17 protein-coding genes are annotated in these 21,122 nt (G+C 40.6%); 2 read left to right on the top strand and 15 right to left on the bottom strand.

Annotated features, from left to right (window positions below; translation table 11 throughout):
• Positions 1-3 precede the first annotated feature (3 nt).
• The 8 genes from EVU92_RS11600 to glk all read right to left on the bottom strand — a co-directional run bounded on the left by EVU92_RS11600 (position 4) and on the right by glk (position 8,166).
• Complete coding sequence (locus tag EVU92_RS11600; RefSeq protein WP_130051353.1) at positions 4-1,125, bottom strand: sterol desaturase family protein; 1,122 nt, start codon at positions 1,123-1,125, stop codon at positions 4-6.
• Positions 1,126-1,190: 65 nt separating this feature from the next.
• Positions 1,191-1,550, bottom strand: a complete 360-nt coding sequence (locus tag EVU92_RS11595; RefSeq protein ID WP_130051352.1) for a hypothetical protein — start codon at positions 1,548-1,550, stop codon at positions 1,191-1,193.
• A 52-nt stretch (positions 1,551-1,602) separates the two neighbouring features.
• A complete protein-coding gene (locus tag EVU92_RS11590) occupies positions 1,603-2,046 on the bottom strand; it encodes a hypothetical protein (protein WP_130051351.1) in 444 nt (147 codons plus the stop codon).
• A gap of 125 nt (positions 2,047-2,171) precedes the next feature.
• On the bottom strand, positions 2,172-3,176 hold the full coding sequence (gene gap / locus EVU92_RS11585) for a type I glyceraldehyde-3-phosphate dehydrogenase (RefSeq protein WP_063705673.1): 1,005 nt from the start codon (positions 3,174-3,176) through the stop codon (positions 2,172-2,174).
• Positions 3,177-3,194: 18 nt separating this feature from the next.
• The gene (gene eda / locus EVU92_RS11580; protein WP_130051350.1) at positions 3,195-3,815 is read right to left on the bottom strand and encodes a bifunctional 4-hydroxy-2-oxoglutarate aldolase/2-dehydro-3-deoxy-phosphogluconate aldolase; all 621 of its coding nucleotides are present in this window, start codon (positions 3,813-3,815) and stop codon (positions 3,195-3,197) included.
• A gap of 34 nt (positions 3,816-3,849) precedes the next feature.
• Positions 3,850-5,700 carry a phosphogluconate dehydratase gene (gene edd, locus EVU92_RS11575; protein ID WP_130052282.1) on the bottom strand — a complete coding sequence of 617 codons (1,851 nt, stop codon included), beginning with the start codon at positions 5,698-5,700 and terminating at the stop codon, positions 3,850-3,852.
• Positions 5,701-6,131: 431 nt separating this feature from the next.
• The gene (locus tag EVU92_RS11570) at positions 6,132-7,145 is read right to left on the bottom strand and encodes a LacI family DNA-binding transcriptional regulator (RefSeq protein WP_130051349.1); all 1,014 of its coding nucleotides are present in this window, start codon (positions 7,143-7,145) and stop codon (positions 6,132-6,134) included.
• A 22-nt stretch (positions 7,146-7,167) separates the two neighbouring features.
• A complete protein-coding gene (gene glk / locus EVU92_RS11565) occupies positions 7,168-8,166 on the bottom strand; it encodes a glucokinase (RefSeq protein WP_130051348.1) in 999 nt (332 codons plus the stop codon).
• Positions 8,167-8,580: 414 nt separating this feature from the next.
• Between glk and EVU92_RS11560 the strand changes: the two genes are divergently transcribed.
• Together EVU92_RS11560 and EVU92_RS11555 are read left to right on the top strand one after the other, a co-directional pair.
• The gene (locus EVU92_RS11560; RefSeq protein WP_130052281.1) at positions 8,581-9,600 is read left to right on the top strand and encodes a LacI family DNA-binding transcriptional regulator; all 1,020 of its coding nucleotides are present in this window, start codon (positions 8,581-8,583) and stop codon (positions 9,598-9,600) included.
• A gap of 192 nt (positions 9,601-9,792) precedes the next feature.
• Positions 9,793-11,979: an OsmC domain/YcaO domain-containing protein gene (locus EVU92_RS11555; protein ID WP_130051347.1), complete on the top strand. Its 2,187-nt coding sequence runs from the start codon at positions 9,793-9,795 to the stop codon at positions 11,977-11,979.
• Positions 11,980-12,030: 51 nt separating this feature from the next.
• On the opposite strand, the gene EVU92_RS11550 is transcribed toward EVU92_RS11555, so the two are convergent.
• The 7 genes from EVU92_RS11550 to EVU92_RS11520 all read right to left on the bottom strand — a co-directional run bounded on the left by EVU92_RS11550 (position 12,031) and on the right by EVU92_RS11520 (position 21,033).
• Positions 12,031-12,624, bottom strand: coding sequence for a DUF1287 domain-containing protein (locus EVU92_RS11550; protein ID WP_130051346.1), 594 nt, complete (start codon positions 12,622-12,624; stop codon positions 12,031-12,033).
• Between the two features lie 68 nt (positions 12,625-12,692).
• Entirely contained in the window at positions 12,693-13,130 is a 438-nt protein-coding gene (locus EVU92_RS11545) for a hypothetical protein (protein ID WP_346654649.1), read from the bottom strand.
• Between the two features lie 94 nt (positions 13,131-13,224).
• Positions 13,225-14,118: a sialate O-acetylesterase gene (locus EVU92_RS11540; protein WP_130051345.1), complete on the bottom strand. Its 894-nt coding sequence runs from the start codon at positions 14,116-14,118 to the stop codon at positions 13,225-13,227.
• Between the two features lie 149 nt (positions 14,119-14,267).
• Positions 14,268-15,206, bottom strand: coding sequence for an alpha/beta hydrolase-fold protein (locus tag EVU92_RS11535; protein ID WP_130051344.1), 939 nt, complete (start codon positions 15,204-15,206; stop codon positions 14,268-14,270).
• 60 nt (positions 15,207-15,266) lie between these two features.
• A complete protein-coding gene (locus EVU92_RS11530) occupies positions 15,267-17,666 on the bottom strand; it encodes a glucan 1,4-alpha-glucosidase (protein WP_130051343.1) in 2,400 nt (799 codons plus the stop codon).
• Positions 17,667-17,678: 12 nt separating this feature from the next.
• Entirely contained in the window at positions 17,679-19,163 is a 1,485-nt protein-coding gene (locus EVU92_RS11525) for an MFS transporter (protein WP_130051342.1), read from the bottom strand.
• Positions 19,156-21,033: an alpha-amylase family glycosyl hydrolase gene (locus EVU92_RS11520; protein WP_130051341.1), complete on the bottom strand. Its 1,878-nt coding sequence runs from the start codon at positions 21,031-21,033 to the stop codon at positions 19,156-19,158. Before EVU92_RS11520 ends, EVU92_RS11525 begins: the two co-directional genes overlap by 8 nt.
• Between the last annotated feature and the right edge of the window lie 89 nt (positions 21,034-21,122).

Raw genomic sequence — 21,122 nt, 5'->3', positions numbered from 1 at the left:
GCTTTATTTTTGCCTGTTAAACGGAAACAGCTGCTGCTTTAACATTCCTTCGGGCATGTAATCGCCAACCACACCATATTTATCGGGCCACTCTGCTTGACCTTTTACAGCGGTGCCAAATAGATAATCTAAAAAAGAAAAATGCGCTGCATAGTTACGGTCAATGGCCGCTTTATCAGATGAATGGTGCCAATGATGAAACTGAGGAGTAACCAGAAAATACTTTAACCAACCAAAATTTACGCGAACATTGGCATGGTTAAACACAGCCTGAAAGCCAACAATAATCACATAAAGGCTAATGACTTCAGATGGAAAGCCCAGTACAAAAATAGGCGTAAGTACTAAGCTACGCGTCACGAGTATTTCTAAAATATGCTGACGTGAGCCTGCGAGCCAATCCATTTCTTTTGCACTATGATGCACGGCATGAAAACGCCAAAGCAGAGGTACTTCGTGATAAGCCCTGTGCACAAAGTATTGCATTAAATCGGCCACTAAAATAATTAAAAAGAGCTGGAGTAAAAATGGCATTTGTATAATAAAGCCTTGCACAGTATCAGATACAGCCCAGCCAAATGCGTGATGCACAAACTGATTGGTTGCAAGAAGCACAAAACCGATAATTAAATGATTTACAAAGAAATGATTTAAATCGCCTTGCCACTCAGAGCGGAGAATTTTTTGCTCTTTGCGGTGCGGTAGCAGCTTCTCAATTAAAATAAAAATCAGTGTGGAGCCAAGTAAATCAAGAATGAACCAATCAAGCCCTAAGTATGGCGTATTATCTCTAAAATCGCTCACTTGAACATTCGGGCCACCAAATGCAATAGCAAGAAGTATCAGCACCCAAGCTGTTGCACCGAGTCGTTTGTTAGTGTTACGAACAAAGTTCAACAAGCCTAAACTGCCTGAAATAATTAGTGCCACGAACATTAGCTGACGCAAAAACTCAACGCTGTAGTTTTGTCGAAGCTCTGGCGTCGTTAAGTACTCAGGAAAGTGAAAAGCTAATACTCCTAAACAGGATAAAATCGCTAAGAAGCAGGCAATATAGCCACTGATATTGCCTTCACCCACTTGAAACTGCTCAGCCCGAAATAACCGGTGATAAAGACGTGTCATGATATAAAAATCCATTTATCAATTTTTTGCAGCATAACACAGAAGAATTTAGGAACAAATATACGCTAAGCCATCACTATCATGTGTACACAACAAATTGATACTAAGCTAATAGAACCTAAAACTAGGCTGCGTTCAGGTAGGAAATGAATAATCAACGCAGGCATTTCAATAATGTGTGAAGTCATTGGCCTATAGCATAAACTATGTTTTTCAAAGTTCATGAAAGCGTTTTTTAGCCTTTCAAGGTAGAGCATTAATCCAGCTAAATGAATAAGCACAAATGTCGATGGACCTAAAAACTCAAGTAGTGCCATAAGCTCATACCCCATCATTAACTCAGGTCCTGCAATGAGAATTACTAAAACCAGCGCGATTGTTTTATACAGCTTATTAGCGAATAACTGTCTAATTTTATTAAACATCCATATCCTTATGAAACGATTTAGGCTTATAAAAGAATAAGCCTTTTAAATATTATTGAAATGCTTTATCAAACTTATCTTGATCAAGGTATTTATCAAATGCACCTAAAGCATTACCAACACTTGGCTCAGCCATTAACTCTTGCATTGCAACTTCACCCACAATACCGAATGCGTTTTCCATTGCTCCCTGACCGCCGACTTCAATCGCCGCCCTTGCTTGCTTTGGACAGTCTTCGGTTAATAAACGCGTAACTAACGCACCAACATAGCGATTAGTTTCATCCATATCTTGTTCTGTCACGTTCGAGAAAGGCTTAATTATACTATGCGTCGACATACCTAGATAAATCCACTTAGCGAGGTTCTTTCGCTCTTTGCCATTTAGTGAATCAGTTAAACACACTGCAAGTTGCTGTGCTTCTTGCGATGCGGATACATAACTAGGCAGTATCGACGATAAAAAGAGTGACGTAGTTAATAAGATTTTTTTCATTATCTTTCCTTGAAAACAATTACGCACAATAAAGTAATGTGAATCCAAATTAATTTCCAGTAAAAACCAAAAAAGCCACGATAAACGTGGCTTTGTTGGATAAAGCTTAAACTTTTACTGTTCTATTATAAGAACTGACCTAGCGCTTTAACTTGGTCTAACATGCGGTTTGAGAAACCCCACTCGTTATCGTACCAAGCCATCACTTTAACAAGCTTACCATCTACCTTAGTTTGGGTTGAATCGAAGATTGAAGACGCTGGGTTGTGGTTAAAGTCGATAGAAACAAGCGGTAGTTCGTTGTATTCAAGAATACCTTGCATTGCACCTTCTGATGCTGCTTTAACTACTTCGTTGATTTCTGCTGCAGTTGTTTCACGCTTAGCAACGAACGTTAAGTCTACTAAAGAAACGTTGATTGTTGGTACACGTACTGCCATGCCGTCTAGTTTACCCGCAAGTTCAGGAAGTACTAAGCCAACTGCTTTAGCAGCACCTGTTTTAGTTGGGATCATTGACTGAGTTGCGCTACGTGCACGATATAAATCTGGGTGATAAACGTCAGATAAGTTTTGATCGTTTGTGTATGCATGAATTGTCGTCATGCTACCTTGCTCGATACCTACTGTGTCGTTGATTGCTTTTGCAATCGGCGCTAAACAGTTTGTTGTACACGATGCATTTGAGATAATGTTGCTGTCAGCGTTTAATACTTCACTATTAACACCATGAACAACAGTTGCATCCATATCAGTACCAGGAGCAGAAACGATTACTTTTTTAGCACCTGCTTCAATGTGTTTAGCCGCTGCCTCACGTGAAGTGAATAAACCAGTACATTCTAGAACGATATCTACGTTTAGAGCTTTCCAAGGTAGGTTTGCAGGATCACGCTCTTGCGTAAGGGTAATTTCGTCATTACCAATTAGCATGGTGTTTTCAGCAAGTGTTACTTTTTGAGAAAATTGACCGTGAACTGAGTCAAATTGAGTTAAATGCGCGTTAACATTTGCTGGTGCTAAATCGTTAATTGCAACGATTTTGATTTCGTTGTTTTGAGCTGACTCATAAAGGGCACGTAATACGTTACGACCGATACGTCCATAGCCATTAATTGCAACATTAATCATTCTAATATCTCCCGTTAATTATTTTACTTCACTTGCTTGGCGAGCAAGCGCTTCAATGGCTTGCCAGTCTTTGTTTTCAATAAGTTGTTTGTCTAACATCCACGTACCACCCACACAGATTACGTTTTTAAGTGCGAGGTAGTTAGGTGCTGTTTCAAGGCTAATGCCGCCTGTTGGACAAAATGTTACTTGTGGTAAAGGGCCACCAATTGATTTCAGCATTGCAGTGCCACCCGCTGCTTCTGCAGGGAAGAACTTTAGAAACTTAAAGCCTTGGCTTGCTAATTTCATTACTTCACTTGGTGTCGCAGCACCTGGTAAAAATGGAATATCAGACTCTTTAGCCAGTGCTAATAATTCGTCGTTTACGCCAGGGCTAACCATAAAGTCAGCACCGGCTTCAACTGATGCATTAAATGTCGCTTTATCAACCACAGTACCTGTGCCAACGTATGCTTCTGGTACGGCTTCTTTCATTAGCTTCACTGCTTCTGCCGCAATTGGCGTACGCAAAGTAATTTCTAATGCTTTTAAGCCACCGTTATAAAGCGCACGTGCAAGGGGTGCTGCATCTTCAAGTTTTTCGATAACAACAACCGGTACCACAGGTGCCGATGATAAAATTTTCTCAATGCTCATTGTTTGTTCCTCATAGCCCAGTAACGGCGTATTATTATTCTAAACCAAAGGCGCTAGCGCCTAGGTCTGCACTACTTACTATATTTCTGAAACCTGCAAATAACTCTCGACCTGTGCCGTATGTTTGGCTTGGTTGGCTAAGTTGTAATTCACGTTTTGCTAATTCTTCATCGCTTACATGTACTTTCAATACACCTGCTGGTGCGTCAAGCGTCACTAAATCACCTTCGTGAATTTTAGCGATTACACCACCTTCAACAGCTTCTGGTGCTAAGTGGATTGCAGCAGGAACTTTACCAGATGCACCCGACATACGACCGTCTGTGACAATCGCCACTTTGTAGCCTTGGTCTTGCAGTGTTGCCATTACTGGCGTCAACTTATGAAGTTCAGGCATGCCTTTCGCTTTCGGACCTTGCTCTTTAATTACAGCAATAAAGTCTGTGTTTAATTCACCGCGGCTATACGCTTCTTGTAACTCACCTTGTGAGCTAAATACTTTAGCTGGTGCAGAAACAACTTGGTGTGACTCTGCCACTGCTGATACTTTAATAACTGCTTTACCAAGGTTACCAGTAAGAAGCTGTAAACCACCCTGCTTACTAAACGGGTTATCAATTGGGCGCAATACTTCTTCGTCGTGTGACTTTTCAGGACACGACACCCATTTAACTTTGCTTGGGCCTGTGCTGTTAGTCATAATCACCGATGAATCTTTATCTAACATTGGCTCCGTGGTGTATGCTTCTAACCCATCACCGACAATCGTTTTCACATCGTTATGTAAGTAACCTTTGCTAAGTAGTTGCTTCATTAAGAAGCCCATACCGCCAGCTGCTTGGAAGTGGTTCACATCAGCTGAGCCGTTCGGGTAGATACGCGTAAGAAGTGGCACAACTTCAGATAAGTCAGCCATGTCTTTCCACGTTAGGATCACACCTGCAGCTTTCGCAATAGCCACTAAGTGGATTGCGTGGTTTGTTGAGCCGCCTGTTGATAACAAGCCAACTAAACCATTAATAATTGTTTTTTCACTTACTACATCTGCAAGGCAGTTAGCATCTTTTGTTTCGATTAACTGCTTTAACATAGTTTCTACAGCATGACCTGTTAAACCATCACGTAGTTCTGTGTAAGGGTTAATGAAAGAGCTACCTGGTAAATGTAGACCCATGATTTCCATTAACATTTGATTCGAGTTTGCCGTACCGTAGAAAGTACATGTACCGGCACTGTGATAAGATGCGCTTTCAGCTTCAAGAAGCTCTTCACGACTTACTAAGCCTTGTGCAAATTTTTGACGAACACGAGCTTTTTCTTTATTCGGGATACCCGATTGCATTGGACCTGCTGGTAAAAAATACGTTGGTAAATGACCAAATGATAAAGCACCAATTAAAAGTCCTGGGACGATTTTGTCACAAACACCTAAACAGAAAACACCGTCGAATACATCATGCGATAAAGAAACCGCAGTAGACATTGCAATCACGTCACGTGAGAACAATGATAACTCCATACCGTCACGGCCTTGTGTTACGCCATCACACATTGCTGGTACACCGCCAGCAACTTGTGCTGTTGCATCGTACTTAGTCGCAAGGTTTTTGATGATTTCTGGGTAATCTTTGTAAGGGACATGCGCAGAAAGCATGTCGTTATAAGCGTTGATGATAGCTAGATTTGGTTGCTCGTCTGCTTTTAAACGATCTTTGTCATCGCTGCTACAAGCAGCCATAACATGTGCAATATTACCACAGCCTAAACCTGCACGAACTCTTGTTTGTTTTTTTGCGTGCGAGATTCGCTCTAAATAAGCTTGGCGGGTCTCTTTACTGCGTTCGATAACGCGTTCGGTGACTTCTTGAATACGAGGATGCAACATATAAATTCGACTCATCTCTATAGTTAGAGGATAAAGGCTCAGTAACAATTACAGACTCCACGAAAATAATTGTACTGAGCATCTTTGATTTACCCGTTCAAAGGTACGCTGACAGGCTGTCTCTCACAACCAACCTGACACCGGTGTCACTGTATTAACTCATGACTGTGACACCGGTGTCAACCTTATCTGTTAAATTTAGTTTAATTTTTTTAAATGACCAAATAATGAACAGCTTTATTTTAGTAGAATATGAGCAGAATTCATATGAAGCACTACTATCAAAGGCGTACCCTCTAGCCTAAGTTTGTAGTTAGTTCTATTTTAAAACAATGAGTTAAAGTGTTGTTATCCATTTTACCCATCTGAAATAAAAAAGCCCGAGAACGCGTCACTCATTCTCGGGCTACTGTGAAAAAACAAGATGAAATTTATTTAATTGCAGCTGTCGACTCACGAGTAATGAGTTTTGCTTCAAGGGTTACTTGATAAGGCGACTCTTGTGGGTCACTAATATGAGTAATCAATTGCTTGACTGCTTGCTGAGTCATTTCTTCAACTGGTTGAGCAATGGTAGTTAACCCTGGCCAGATATGACGAGCAATTGGAGCGTTATCAAATCCAGCGATAGAAATATCATCTGGCACTCTTAACTGCATTTGCGTAGCAAGTTTTAACACCGCTGCTGCCATGTAATCATTTGAAGCAAATACCGCCGTTGGCCGAGGATTTAAATCTAGAATAGTACGGGCACTGTCAACACCTGAGTGATAACTGAAGTTACCTTCTTCAACTAAGCGCTCATCAAACTCAATGCCGTTTGAAGCAAGTGCTCTTCGGTAACCTTTAAAACGTTGCTCTGTAGCACTGTGATCAGGGTGACCTTTAATGAAAGCGATTTCTTTATGACCAAGCTTAATAAGATGCTCAGTTATTTCAAAAGCTCCCTGCTCATCATTACTTCTTACAGAAATAGAGTCGTCTTCAAGTACCGCTGATGCGACGCGAGCATACGGGATCTTTTTCGATTTTAAAAAGCTTACAAGTTCAGGAAAATCTGAAAATGGAGGGGTCAGTACAATACCGTCTAAACGCGAGGTTTGAATCAACTGCTCAATATTACTAATTAATTCGTCGCCACGTAACTCACAAGGATGGATCAATAAGTTGTAATTAAGCTCATGACAGGCAGCTAAGGCACCAGTTTGGACACGGGTAATATAGCTTTTACTAGGATTATCGTATAAGCAACCAATAATAAAACTACGGTTTTGTGCCAAACCTCGTGCAATTGGGTTTGGCGTGTAATCAAGCTCTTTAAATACTTTAAGTACTTTTTCGCGCGTTGCATCACTCACGTTTGGCTCGTTGTTGAGAACGCGAGATACTGTTTTTTTCGATACACCGGCATAGCTGGCGACACTGTTGATGGTTACTTTCTTCATCCGCTCTACATCCAACTGCTAATTACGCGTTACTTTTAACATGTATACACGCAGCAGCACCAATGAATGGAATGTTGTCTTGTGTTACAAGCGTAACAGGGATCTGTGAAGTATATTGCGACATTATGCCTTTGTCTGCAAAACGTTCAACAAATCGACTAGATAATAGACGTTGTTGCATGCGAGGTAAAATACCACCACCAATAAATACGCCACCTAATGCGCCAAATGTCAGGGCTAAATCCCCTGCTACGCTACCAATCCAATCACAAAATTGATTTAGCGTTGCATCACACACTTCACATTGACCTGTAGTTGCCAACTCACTGATTTGTGCTGCATCTAAATTCTTAGCTTCAACGCCTTTTACTGCTGCCATAGCACGATATAAATGCGCTATACCAGGGCCTGAGAACACAGTCTCTACAGACACATGATTTAATTGCTTTTTAAGTTCAGTAATTAGCAACCGGTCTAATTCAGTTACTGCTGCAAGAGTAATATGGCCTGCCTCGCAGCTAAGAACAGCGCTGCCTTGAGATGTTCGAACTAAACACGCAGCACCAAAACCTGTACCAGGTCCCATTACGGCAATATTAGCATTTTCATCAGCTTGGCCTGCTTTAACGGCCATATTTTGTGAATCATCTAAATAAGGAGCCGCATAAGCAAATGCAGCAAAATCGTTGATTACTTCAAGTTGCTCAAATGCGAATTCAGCTTTTAAGTCCGCAACATTAAAGTGCCAGCCAAGGTTTGTTAAATGTACTTGACCTGCTTTAATCGGGCCCGCTACCGCTAAACATGCACGGTTTGGCTTTGGAAATGAAATTTGGCTGAAATACTGAGTAATTGCACTTTCTAAAGAGCCAAAGTCAGCACTTGGGAATGTTAAATTATGCTCGATAACAAACTGGTTAGTTTGTGCATTAAAGTCAGTGATTAAAGCGAAACGAGCGTTAGTGCCGCCAATATCGGCAACAAGAATAGGAGCGAATTCTGTCGTTGTCTGTGTGTTCATGTTGTTTTCTCTATTTGTCTAAGCTAGTTGCCGCTTATTTTTCTAGTTTTCAATGGCAAAGCCATTGTGTCTGCTAAACTTTGGGTCATTGCCTCAAGGAAGCTATCTTTTGTATTAAAAAAATGCTGCCCAATTGAATGGGCAGCCAAATACGTTTTGACAACAAAATGATAAAACAGTGACATTATGACACCGGTGTCAGATTGGGATCAATAAAAATTTTCATTATTTGTGCATGCATACGTATTTATTAAAAAAACCTGCGTATTAAGTATCGAAAAAGCATATATATACGCATAAAAAATGCCTAGCTGTGTACAGAACAGTCACACACACGCCGCTTGTCACAAATAGCTTGAAAAAAATATTAAATAGCCGAAAATGGAAATACTTCTTCTGTTATTTGGTAACCATATGAAAGGTAAGGCGACATCATTTGACATTGCACATTATGCGGGTGTGTCACAGTCAACCGTGTCTCGCGCGCTGCGAAATAGCCCTTTGGTCAACGAAGAAACGCGTCGACGTGTTCACGAGGTAGCAAAGCAGCTCAACTATAAAGTTGATAAAAATGCCAGTAACTTAAGAACACAACAAAGTAGCACCCTGGCACTTTTATTATTTGAAGATCCAACCTCGGATGAATCACAAATAAATCCTTTCTTCTTAGCAATGCTAGGCAGTATTACAAGAGCCTGTGCAAAAGAAGGCTACGATTTACTCGTATCGTTTCAGTCTAGCAGCTCTGATTGGCAAGCTGATTACGAAGACAGCCACCGTGCAGATGGCCTAATTTTGCTTGGTTATGGTGATTACCTCGATTATCAGCCTAAGTTTAAAACCTTAATTGACCAAAACACTAAGTTTGTATGTTGGGGGGCAAGCGTAGATAACCGCCCAGATTTAACTGTCAGCTGTGATAACTACGGTGGTGGTAAATTAGCTGCTGAGCATTTACTCGCAACCGGAAGAACTGATTGTGCATTTATTGGCGATGCCTCTGATCATAGCCCTGAGTTTTTTGCTCGCTACCAAGGTTTTAAAGATGCATTCTTAGCCAAAGGCGTGGCTTTAAACGAGCGTAAGATGGCTAATGCTATTTCAACAGAAGAATCTGGCTATCACGCGACTCGTTCCCTCATAGCAAATAACATTCGTTTTAACTCATTATTTGCGGCCAGCGACTTGATTGCTATTGGTGCTATTCGCGCGTTAAAAGAAGCAAAAATCAAGGTCCCTGATGATGTACATGTTGTTGGTTTTGATAACATTGCGGTTGCCAGCTTTGTAAACCCACCACTTACCACTGTTCAACAAGACACTACCCTCGCCGGACAAATGTTGGTAGATAACCTGCTCAAACTCATTCGGGGTGAAGATGTAGAGAATACCCTTTTACCACCACGGTTAATTATTCGTGGTTCGAGTGTTTAATTTTTAGCGATAACAGCTTTGTTATCGCCTACTCCCTTCCCAACCAGAAACTTATTGCATTAAAATTAGTTTTTTTTCGATTTACCCAAGACTATTACTTCGAAAAAGCAGATAATTACACCTATTATGATGAAAACGCTTATCTGGCACACAAAGCTTAGATAGCAACGCGCACAAAGGTGGAATTTTTTAATGGAAATTAAAGTTAATTTTCTCGACAACCTCAGGCTTGAAGCTAAGTTTGATGATTTCTCTGTCATTGCAGACCAACCTATACGCTATAAGGGTGATGGCACTGCACCAAGTCCATTTGATTACTTCTTAGCTTCATCTGCATTGTGTGCGGCTTACTTTATTAAAGTGTATTGTAATTCACGCGATATCCCGACAGATGGTATTCGTGTTGCGCAAAACAATATCGTTGACCCAGAAGACCGCTATAACCAAATTTTCCAAATTCAGGTTGAATTACCAGAAAGCCTTTCTGAGAAAGACCGCACGGGTATTTTACGCTCTGTTGAACGCTGTACAGTAAAACGTGTTATTCAAACCGGCCCTGAATTTAAAATCGATACTGTTGAAAGCATTGAAGCTGATGCGCAAGCAATGCTGATGGCAAAACCTGGTGATGACAGCAACACGTTTATTTTAGGTAAAGATTTACCGCTTGAAGAAACCATCGCAAATATGACGTCCATCCTTGAAGAGTTAGGGATGAAAATCGAAATCTCTTCTTGGCGTAATATTGTGCCAAATGTTTGGTCTTTACATATCCGTGACGCTGCTTCGCCAATGTGTTTTACCAATGGTAAAGGTGCGACCAAAGAAAGCGCGTTATGCTCAGCTTTAGGTGAATTTATTGAGCGCTTAAACTGTAACTTCTTCTATAACGATCAGTTTTTAGGCGAAGACATTGCCAATAGCGAGTTCGTACATTACCCAAATGAAAAGTGGTTTGCACTAACTGACGATGACTCGCTACCAGAGGGTATTTTAGATAATTACACCCGTGAAATTTATAATCCAGATGGTGAACTTTGTGGCTCACACCTAATCGATACCAACTCTGGTAATAAAGAGCGTGGTATTTGCTCTATTCCTTATGTTCGCCATTCAGACGGTGAAACTGTTTACTTTCCTTCAAACCTGATCGAAAACTTATTCTTAAGTAATGGTATGAGCGCAGGTAACAATTTTGCCGAGGCAAAAGTACAATGTTTATCTGAAATTTTCGAGCGTGCCGTTAAGCGTCAAATCATTGAACAAGAAATTGTTTTACCAGACGTACCACAGGAAGTATTAAATAAATATCCAGGTATTGTTGCGGGTATTAATGGTCTTGAAGAACAAGGTTTCCCTGTTGTAGTAAAAGATGCCTCGCTAGGTGGTCAGTTTCCAGTGATGTGCGTAACACTCATGAACCCTAAAACAGGAGGGGTATTTGCCTCTTTTGGTGCGCACCCAAGCTTTGAAGTTGCGTTAGAGCGCAGTTTAACTGAGTTATTACAAGGCAGAAGCTTTGAAGGCTTAAACGATGTACCTAAGCCAACGTTCAATAGCATGGCGGTTTCTGAGCCTGAAAACTTTGTAGAGCACTTTATTGACTCAACGGGCGTGATCTCATGGCGTTTCTTCAGCGCTAAACACGATTATGATTTTGTTGAATGGGATTTCTCTGGCAGCAATGAGGAAGAAACAGCGAGCTTATTCGGAATTTTAGAAAGCTTAGGTAAAGAAGCTTACATTGCTGAGTTCTCAGACCTTGGTACTGCTTGCCGCATTTTGGTGCCCGATTACTCAGAAGTTTATCCTGTAGAAGACTTAATCTGGGACAATACCAATAAAGCACTGAACTTCCGCGAAGATATCTTAAACCTACACCGTTTATCAGAAGATCAACTTGCCGATTTAGTTGAACGCCTAGAACAAAGTGAACTAGATAACTACATTGATATCATCACCTTAATCGGTATTGAGTTTGATGAAAACACAGTATGGGGTCAGTTAACGATTCTTGAGCTAAAACTGCTTATTTATTTAGCACTCGGTGATTTAGAAGCGGCAATGGAGCTGGTTGAAGCTTTCTTACAATATAATGACAATACCATTGTTGAACGTGGCCTATTCTACCAGGCAATGCACGCAACGTTAGAAGTAGCACTAAGCGATGACCTTGAGATTGAAGATTACATTCACAGCTTCACTCGTATGTTTGGTCAAGAAACCATGGATGCTGTAGTTGGCTCAATCAATGGCGATGTGATGTTTTATGGCTTAACAGAAACCAGTATGAAGCTTGAGGGCTTAGACAGGCACCTTCGTTTAATCGAAAGTTACAAAAAACTACACGCTGCCCGCGCTAAAAAAGCAGGACTGTAAATAAAAGCCGCTAGCAATAGCTAGCGGCACAATTCTTATACATCAGAAAAACTATTCGCTAAGATTTGGTTCAAATCGATAGTGACCTGTAATTTTATAGTTAAATAACATATCTTCCATTTTAGGACCCCAGCCAATGTTATGAACAATCAGCGGTCTTAATTTATCTTTCGATTGTTCATCTGTAACTATACCTATATGTGGCCTGTTATTAGGTAAAACCCAAGTCACAATATCACCTGCTTGATAATCAGCAGCATTATTACTGGTATCATGGCTTTCACCGTGCCTTTCAAAAAACACTTGTAGGTTAGGTACTCTGCGATGATCAATATTAGTATCTGGTTTGGTTAAGCCCCAAATTCGCTTTGAAGGGTACAAGATAAAGTTGTCGCGCATATCCTCATGTACAAGCGCTTGTAAATCAATTCCCAAAGCTCTGTAAGTACGTATAATCACATCGGTACACACGCCAATATTCTTTGGAACATCACCATTAGGGTAGTCTATTTTTTGATAACTTCCGTTATAAACTACAACGTGTTCAGTACGCTCTTTGGCGGCTTTAACAAGTTTAGATTGAAAACTTTGTGCTTGAGAATTAAGAGAAAATAATAAAAGTAACATCCAGGCTTTTTTTATCATCTACAAACTCCATATTGAATCATTATAAAAAAACACGAATGCTCTCTGACCATTCTCTTTATTAAGTGTTAGTTCTGTTCAGTATTTGCGTATTCTGCTAAACGGTTTTCAACTTGCATGCGCTCTTGCGCTGTTAGCTCACCATAAAACTTAGGGTATGGCCAGCCATAACCCCAGCGAAAGCTAGTAGGTAAAAGAGCTGTGCCTCCTACTCTGACACCAGCAAGCATCAAAATAGCAATCTCTTTCTCACCCACTTTAGCAACACACTCTTTTAAATCAACATCCGCTTGCTCACGTTGCTTGAAAGTACCTCCTTGCCAATATGCTAGGTCATGAGCTGTACAACATGCCAACCATAAGTTTTTATGCTCTAAGCTTCCATCGGGAAATGAGCTACAACCATCCGTTGTAAATGGCTTAAGTTCAGCTGCCTGAGCTTTTATTAAAAATATAGATAAAGCAATAAAAATATATATAAAGAGAAAATAATTTCGCTTCTTCACGGTAAATTCCATTTTAAATTTGGGCCTATTATAAACAAAAAACCGCCGAGGTTAATTCGGCGGTTTAATTATTCAAGAAGTTATCAAAAAAATTTTACTTGCCTAACGTTTCGGCAGCTTTTTCTGCAAAAAGGTTACCTAGTTTTATATAGTAATTACTTTTATAGTGCCATTTATCTTCAATGAATTCGACAGGCTCATCAAAGGCAACTAAATGAGCATTAGCATTTGATTTAACGTAATTTTTCTGAGCATCCCATACACTCTCAATATGTGGCATCATTCTAGTTTGAGGTGTTTTACCAGAGTCTTCGATTCTGCCAAGGATGATTGGTAACTCCTTATCACCAAATGCCATTTTCATATCATTCATAAGGCTTGTTAAATTAGCGAAATAAACCTTAGATGCTTGCTCATGATAGGCATCGGCTTCACCCTGCATCCAAATGATCCCTGCTGGTACTAAAGTATCTGCTTCACCATCACCATCTATATCATTGTTAGCTAACGCAGATCTTACGGTAGTTTGAAAGTTATCCCATTGGTTAACCTTGGTGTTGTCAGCATAGTTCTGCCCCCATGTACCAAAGCCAGATGCCCCAAGCGCAATAGATGAGCCTCCACGTGCATATTTAATAATGGCTATTTTCTTATCAGTAAGCTCAGATAAGCGTTTACCAAAACTCAATTCAGGACCAAACCTTTCAGATAAAATAATTGAATGATCTGTCGATCTTGCGCCTGTTCCAAAACCAGGCATTAAATTAGTCCAAACACCTTTACCACCATTTAATGCATCATCAGCAACAGGGTTACCAAAAAAGAGTAAGGTATTTTCAACTGGTTTTTTATACTGCGCAGGTAAATCTTTATTAAAGCCAAATCCTTCCATATTTGATTGGCCCCCCATAAAGTAAAGCAAATAGTCATCCGCTTTACTTTGCGTGCTTATTGCTAACAAACCACATAAGGCTAGTTTTTTTAACATTATTTTTCCTTTTACCAAAAGCCATGCCCAATAAATATTGGGTATGTAATTAAGTTTTTACTTCATAGTTATAGCTTCGTGCTATAAATACCTTTAATACAGGCATTTAGCCTAGCAGAAGCAGTTCGATTCTTTTAATCAATCAATTATTACAGTGCTTGCGCGTTTGCTCTGAACATAAACTCAAGTGGAATTTGCAATCGCTTAGCCCAATCAACTTCTGTATGCGTCGCACCAGGGAAATATTGACTCTGCCATAACGAAGCTGGATAACCGTGTTGCATAAATACATTATCAATTTGTTTTTGAAGATCAGGATACATGGAGTCTAATGTGCCATCCCCATAATCGAAGTAAACTTTTTGTGTTGTTAGTTTGCCAATATTGTCAGAAATATACTGCTTGAAAGTAGTAAATACTTGTTTGTCATAAGTAAAAATCCCTGGCCAATGCGTAGACATACAAATTGCGCCGGCAAACTCATTAGGATATTGAAGTAATGTATACCAAGAAATAAGCCCTCCCATGCTTGATCCTGCGATATACCGATGTTCAAAACCTTTATTTACTGAATAATTATTCTCAATAAAGGGAATGACTTCTTCAACAACAAAGCGAGCATAGTTGTCTGAATAAACCTTAGAGTAAAACAGCTTTTGCCCTGGATACCTCTCTAACTCATATAAATTTGCTTGTTTTTGCTTTGCTAAACTTTCAAATACTTTTTGTGGAAAATACTCGCTATGACGATTTTCTACCGCATTTGGAATGCCAACAACAATAAATGGCTTAACTTTACCGCTTTGAATTAACTTCGCGGCAACTTCATCAACTTGCCATTCTTGTTTATTCCATGTTGTTTTGGCATCAAACAACATTCGACCATCATGCATATATAAAACATCATACTTACGTGTGTTGCTATAACCTGGTGGTAACCAGATATTTAAAAAACGGCTCTCAACATGCTTTGAACTAAAGTTTTTCTTAACATCAAGATGCCCTTCTGACACCTCAGGGATTATCACATTTGCAAAAGTGACACCTGAAAATAGCATCAAGGTTAAACAAATTAATTTCTTAAACATAATGTCTACTCAAATTTAAACTAAAAAGCCGCAAATGAATTGCGGCTTATTGATAAGGTATTACTTGAGGGCTTTTTCAACAACTGGGTAATGATCCCATACTTGTTTATCGCTCACTGAACGAAGTAACTTGATGTATTCAGCGTGAGTCCAAGCAAGCGGTGTTGCCGAGTTTGTGCCCTCACCTAACTGATAACCAGCTTTATTGTTACCTACGCCATCCCAAACTTGTTCAGGTAACATCATGCCTTCATTGGCAAAAGCTTCCATTCCTTTTACGTAGGTGTCTTTAATCGCTTGTTGCTTCATCGCATCTAGGCTATTGGTTGCGTTTGCCGCAGCGATTTCATAGTGACCACGCTCACCTGTGAAAAACGGCCATACACGCCCACGTTGACCAGGGGTGTTGTTACCACCTTCAGCGTAGTTGTTACCTGTCATTTGGTCTTCACCGTAACCATCGTTACCATAGCGGCGGTAGCCTGGGAATGAGCCCGAACCATCAGCAAAGTTAAAGGTATAGCGTACTTGAAGGTTATCAACTAAAGTTTCGTCATCATACTCTGGTAATGTTTTTACAATGCTCGGAGCAAGTGCATCACGTACACCATAGCGTACAAGCTCTAAGAAACCACCATCAAGGATTTGCTTTTTGTCAAAGCCTTCACGACCGTTATTGGCGTTAAGTGTAGTTGATGAGTTTGGATCTTTGTCTTGACCGATACGAATGAAATATTCACCATCGCTGTTTTCAGACTTAAGGTTACCTTGAGTCGTAAACATCGTGCTTTCAATTTCACTGTTGTAGGTTTTAGCCGTTGCTAGGTAACGCTCTGCATTTTTAGTGTCACCTGCTTTTTTAGCAATATCAGCAGCTGTCACTAGACCTGCAACAACCGCAGCTGTTGTTGATGGGGAAAAACCATTTTGTTCTTCCCAGCGCTCTTGTTGCGTTGCTGGAGGTGTAATTTGCGTGTCGTTCCAAAGAATTTTGGCAAGGCCACCATCAACCAAGAAATCAGCAGCTGGTTTTAACATTTTGCCATACCAATCTGTCAGCTCTTGATCGCTAAGTACGCCTGCTTGATGAAGTTTCCAAGCTAACATAATTGGCATTGCTGTTTGGTCAAGCTGTACACCTACCCACTCAAGTTCACCATCAACATGTGTCTTTTGTAAGAACCAGCCAGTGTCACCACCATTGCCTGGTGTGTTATCTGTTACTTGTACTTTTTCTAGATACTCAAACGCCGTTTTAGCAGTACGTGCATCACCCATGGCCATAAATGCCATTGCAACTTGATAGAAATCACGAACCCAAACCGCTTTATAACCGGTAGAACCTGTTTTAGCCGAAACCGTTTCACCCCAAGGGTTAGAAAGTGATGCAATTAAAGCACCTGCATGAGTTTTATCTTCTTGCGCTTTTAACACCATAGCACTGGTATAGAGCAGCTTACCATTATCAGCAGTGCTGTTAGTTAATGTGCTCAAAGGTTCAAGGCTTGTTAAGTAGTCTTGCCAACCAATGGCAGCACCTTCACCGTTATATGCAGCAAGCACTTTTTGATAGCCTTGGTTTAAACTTGCTTGACCTTCTTTTAGGCTTGCAGCTTCAGATTTACCAAAGCTTAAAGCTAAATCAAAGGTGGTGTTTTTTGATACTTCGCCCAGCTCTGCAAGTAAGCTTACATTACCCGACTTATCACCGGTATTTTGGTAAGTAGTTGGTAATGATTGCGATGCTCTCAACTCTTTTAAGCCATCACTTACACCCGTAAAGCCAACGCTCGCTTGTTTGAATGGTTGAGCGGCTTGTAAAGATAAAAAGTTATCATCTTGCCAAGCAACTAGACCCTTGTCAGTCACTTTTGCAAAATCATCTAAGCCATTGTTATCGATATAAGGATTCACATTAACGTAGGCTTTCACATCTTCAAGGTCTGTATTAAATACACTACGAACAAACAGTGTTTGCCCGTTAGGATCTGTAAAGATATGTTTTTCTAAGGTGAAACGACCTTGCTTGTCTTTACTTACTACTTTGTACGCAAGCGATAATGGGCGACCTGCGTCATCTTTATATAAATAATCAATGCTTACATCCAGATCATCGTTCTCTGTTACGGTAAAATCTTTACCAACGACAACAAATTGCATATCTTTGATTTGTGCTTGGTGAATTAAACCAAACATGGTTTCTGTGATCATGCCTTTAGCAATTGAAAACCAAACTTTTGATACTTTGCCGGTAGCAGCTGCGTCGCTATAGTGACCGTCTTGGTATTGCTCATAAGAGGTACCAATACCTGTTTTACCAGAGTATGCCCAAAAAGGCTCAACACCCGGTGCACCCGGTGCAGAAACTTGGTCTACCGCTATATTTGCTGATTGTTCTGAACTACAAGCTGTTAAACCTAATGCTAAAAAGCTTGCTGTAATTAGATTAAATTTTTTCATTGTGTGTCCTTATTATTGTTGCTTAACGCGCAGTACGGCGACCGCTGCTAGTACGAATGACACTGCACCTAGCACTAACGCATAAATCGGTTGATTATCAAAAAGGTGGCGTAAAATTAGGCCTAATACGCTTGCCGCTAAAAGCTGCGGGATAACAATAAAGAAGTTAAAGATACCCATGTACACACCCATTTTCTTACTTGGTACTGAGGTACTTAACATTGCGTATGGTAAAGAGAGAATTGACGCCCAAGCAAAACCGACCCCAATCATTGGCCAGATCAGTAAACTTGGATCTTTAATAACAATAAAGCTGACCAGCCCTAATGCACCTAACACTAGGTTGATAGCATGGGCCATTTTTAGTCCCACTTTTTTAACGACAATCGGAATACACAGTGCTGCAATGGCAGCAAAGCCATTGTAAGCGGCAAATAACACACCAACCCAATCCGCACCATTGTTGTATGCAAGTGAGCTTGTATCACTGCTGCCATAGTGGAAACTTGTTACCGCCGAGGTGGTATAAATCCACATTGCAAACAATGAGAACCAGCTAAAAAATTGTACCCAAGCTAATTGCTTCATTGTTTCTGGCATAGTGAATACATCATTTACAACTTGATAAAAGCCACCACTGGTTGCATTTTTAGCTTTTAGAGCACCGGCTATAAATTGAATAACACCAAAACTAATCAAACCACCAGCAAGCAAATAAAGCTCTTTTTCAAGAGATAGACCTGTAACAATTCCAAGAACGACAAGGCCAAGAACCGTAAAAATTGCAGCCCCTTTGTTAAAATTCACATCGCTTTGAACATCGCTCGAGTCATTGCTTTGCTCTTGCTCATGAAAACTTTCTAGCTCTTCTGGGGAATATTCTTTAGTGGTAAACACAGTCCAAAACACTGCAATAATTAAAACTACTGCACCAAAGTAAAACGAAAATTTTACAGAATCTGGGATTTGTCCAGCTGGTGCTGTATTGGCAATATCGAACCAGTTAGTCATCATCCAAGGTAATGCCGACGCGACAACCGCACCGATACCAATGAAGAAGCTTTGCATTGCATAACCAGTTGCACGTTGCTTTTTAGGCAGGTTATCACTAACAAGTGCACGAAATGGCTCCATGGTCACGTTAATTGACGCATCCATGATCCATAGCATACCCGCTGCAATCCAAAGGCTTGGTGAGTTAGGCATAATGAATAACGATAACGTTGTTAGAATAGCCCCATAAAAAAAGAACGGACGACGGCGACCTAACTTATTCCAAGTTTTATCGCTCCAATAACCGATGATCGGTTGTACAATAAGACCTGTAAGCGGCGCTGCAACCCAAAGGATTGGAATGTCATCAACATTGGCACCTAAGGTTTGAAATATACGGCTCACATTACCGTTTTGTAATGCAAAGCCAAATTGGATCCCTAAGAATCCAAAACACATATTCCATATTTGCCAAAAGCTTAGCGTTGGTTTGTTATTATTCATAATCAGCCTTTAGAGTAAATACTGCACTGCTTAAACCATTCATTTGTAATTGAATTGGCCCATTCGTTGTTGCCTCAGAAATCACAATGTCGGCATGATTTTCTAGGTTATCAGTTAACGTTAAATCACTGTGGTTAAGCTTAGGTAACAACGCTTGGTTAAGGTTAAGCTCAACATTTTGTGGGTTCTCTGAAAAGTTACTTACTACAAGCACCAGTTGTTGGCCAAGCTTACGCGTAAAAGCAATGACTTGCTCTGAACCCGTCAATTCAACCGCTTGCATGTCACCACCAACAATGGCAGGAAGCGTGTTTAACGACATTAACTTAGTGTAGTAAGCGCGTAGATCAGCTTGCTGCTTTGAAAGCGCACCACCATCGAATTTACCATTATTCATCCACGCTTGATGCGCAGGTACACCCATGTAATCGAAGATACTTGTGCGGGTTGGGTCGCCAAAGCCACCATCTTCAGAGCCATCTTCACCGACAGCTTGACCAAAATAAAGTAATGTTGGCGAACGCGACATTAGTGTAGAAACCACCATAGCCGGCTTACCTTTTTCACTGCTGCCCGCGAAATCTGGGCTAGCAATACGTTGCTCATCATGGTTTTCTAAAAAGTGCAGCATGTGCTCTTCAATATCAGCCACTTGGCTTTGGATATCGAAAATAGTATCCGCTGATTGCTTGCCTTGCATCACAGCTTTAACTGTGTCGTAAAAACCGACTTTGTCGTAAAGGTAATCCATCTTACCTTGCTGGATATATGGGCGGTAAAGCGTTGGGTTATAAACCTCAGCCAAAATAAAGGCATCGCTTTTTTGCATCTTGATTGATGAATTTAAAAAGCTCCAGAACTCAACAGGCACCATCTCTGCCATATCATAACGAAAACCATCGACACCTTTATCTAACCAATAAAGCGCGATATCGCGGAATTTATACCAGCTATTTGGTAGCTCTTTATCTTGCCAAAATGCGTAGTGCGCACGGTAATCTTTATCAGCGTAATCAGCAGGTAGCGTCGGAAAATCGTAGCTGCCATCTGGTTTCACGCCGTAATTAATTTTAACTGTTTCGTACCAATCATTGATGTCAGGTTTAGCTGCACGTGCCCCATTACCCGTCCATTTTGCTGGTGTTTCAGCAAACTGATTATCTGCTAGAGGATGCGGGTTACCACCTAACACTTGGTAGCTATCGCTGGTAGGAACTTGAAATGACTGCCCTGTTACATAGTAAAAGTTATTATCGCGAGCATAAGTTTTCGTCGTGTCATCTTCAGCACCAAAATCTTTAACACCTTCAGGCTTTGCGACCGACTCATAGTTACGTGCTACGTGGTTTGGCACAATATCAATAACAACTTTCATACCGTGCTCATGAGTGCGATTGATTAGCTCTTCGAACTCTTCTAAGCGGCGCTCAGGGTTAATTGCTAAATCAGGATTAACATCGTAATAGTCTTTCACTGCATAAGGTGAGCCTGCACGGCCTTTTACAACATCAGGGTCATCTTGTGACAAACCGTATTCGGTATAGTCAGTTACTAAAGCATGACGCGGTACACCTGTGTACCAAACATGTGTTGTACCTAGCTCTTTAATGCCTTGTAATGCAGCATCATTAAAATCAGCGAATTTACCTACCCCATTTTCTTCTAATGTACCCCACGGTTTATTGGTGGTATTTGTATTACCAAATAATCGAGTGAATACTTGATAAACCACAGGCTTAGAGATAGCTGCTTGGCTCGATTCTGATTGCTGCTTTTGCGTGTTCTGCTGTACTGGCGCATCGTTACCACAGGCAGTTAAACCTAAAACCGAAGCCACTACTAACGCAGTTAGTTTATATGTTGTCATCATTACTTCATTTTTCTGTAAATATCAGTTCATACTAATGTTAAGGGCTGCATACGGACAGTAAATGCATACGTATTCAGCCTATTAGTTGC

The sequence above is a fragment of the Pseudoalteromonas sp. MEBiC 03485 genome, from assembly GCF_004195145.1.
Lineage (GTDB): Bacteria > Pseudomonadota > Gammaproteobacteria > Enterobacterales > Alteromonadaceae > Pseudoalteromonas > Pseudoalteromonas apostichopi.
The sequence above is the reverse complement of the archived record's forward strand: the minus strand, read 5'-3'. Positions and strand labels throughout refer to the sequence as shown.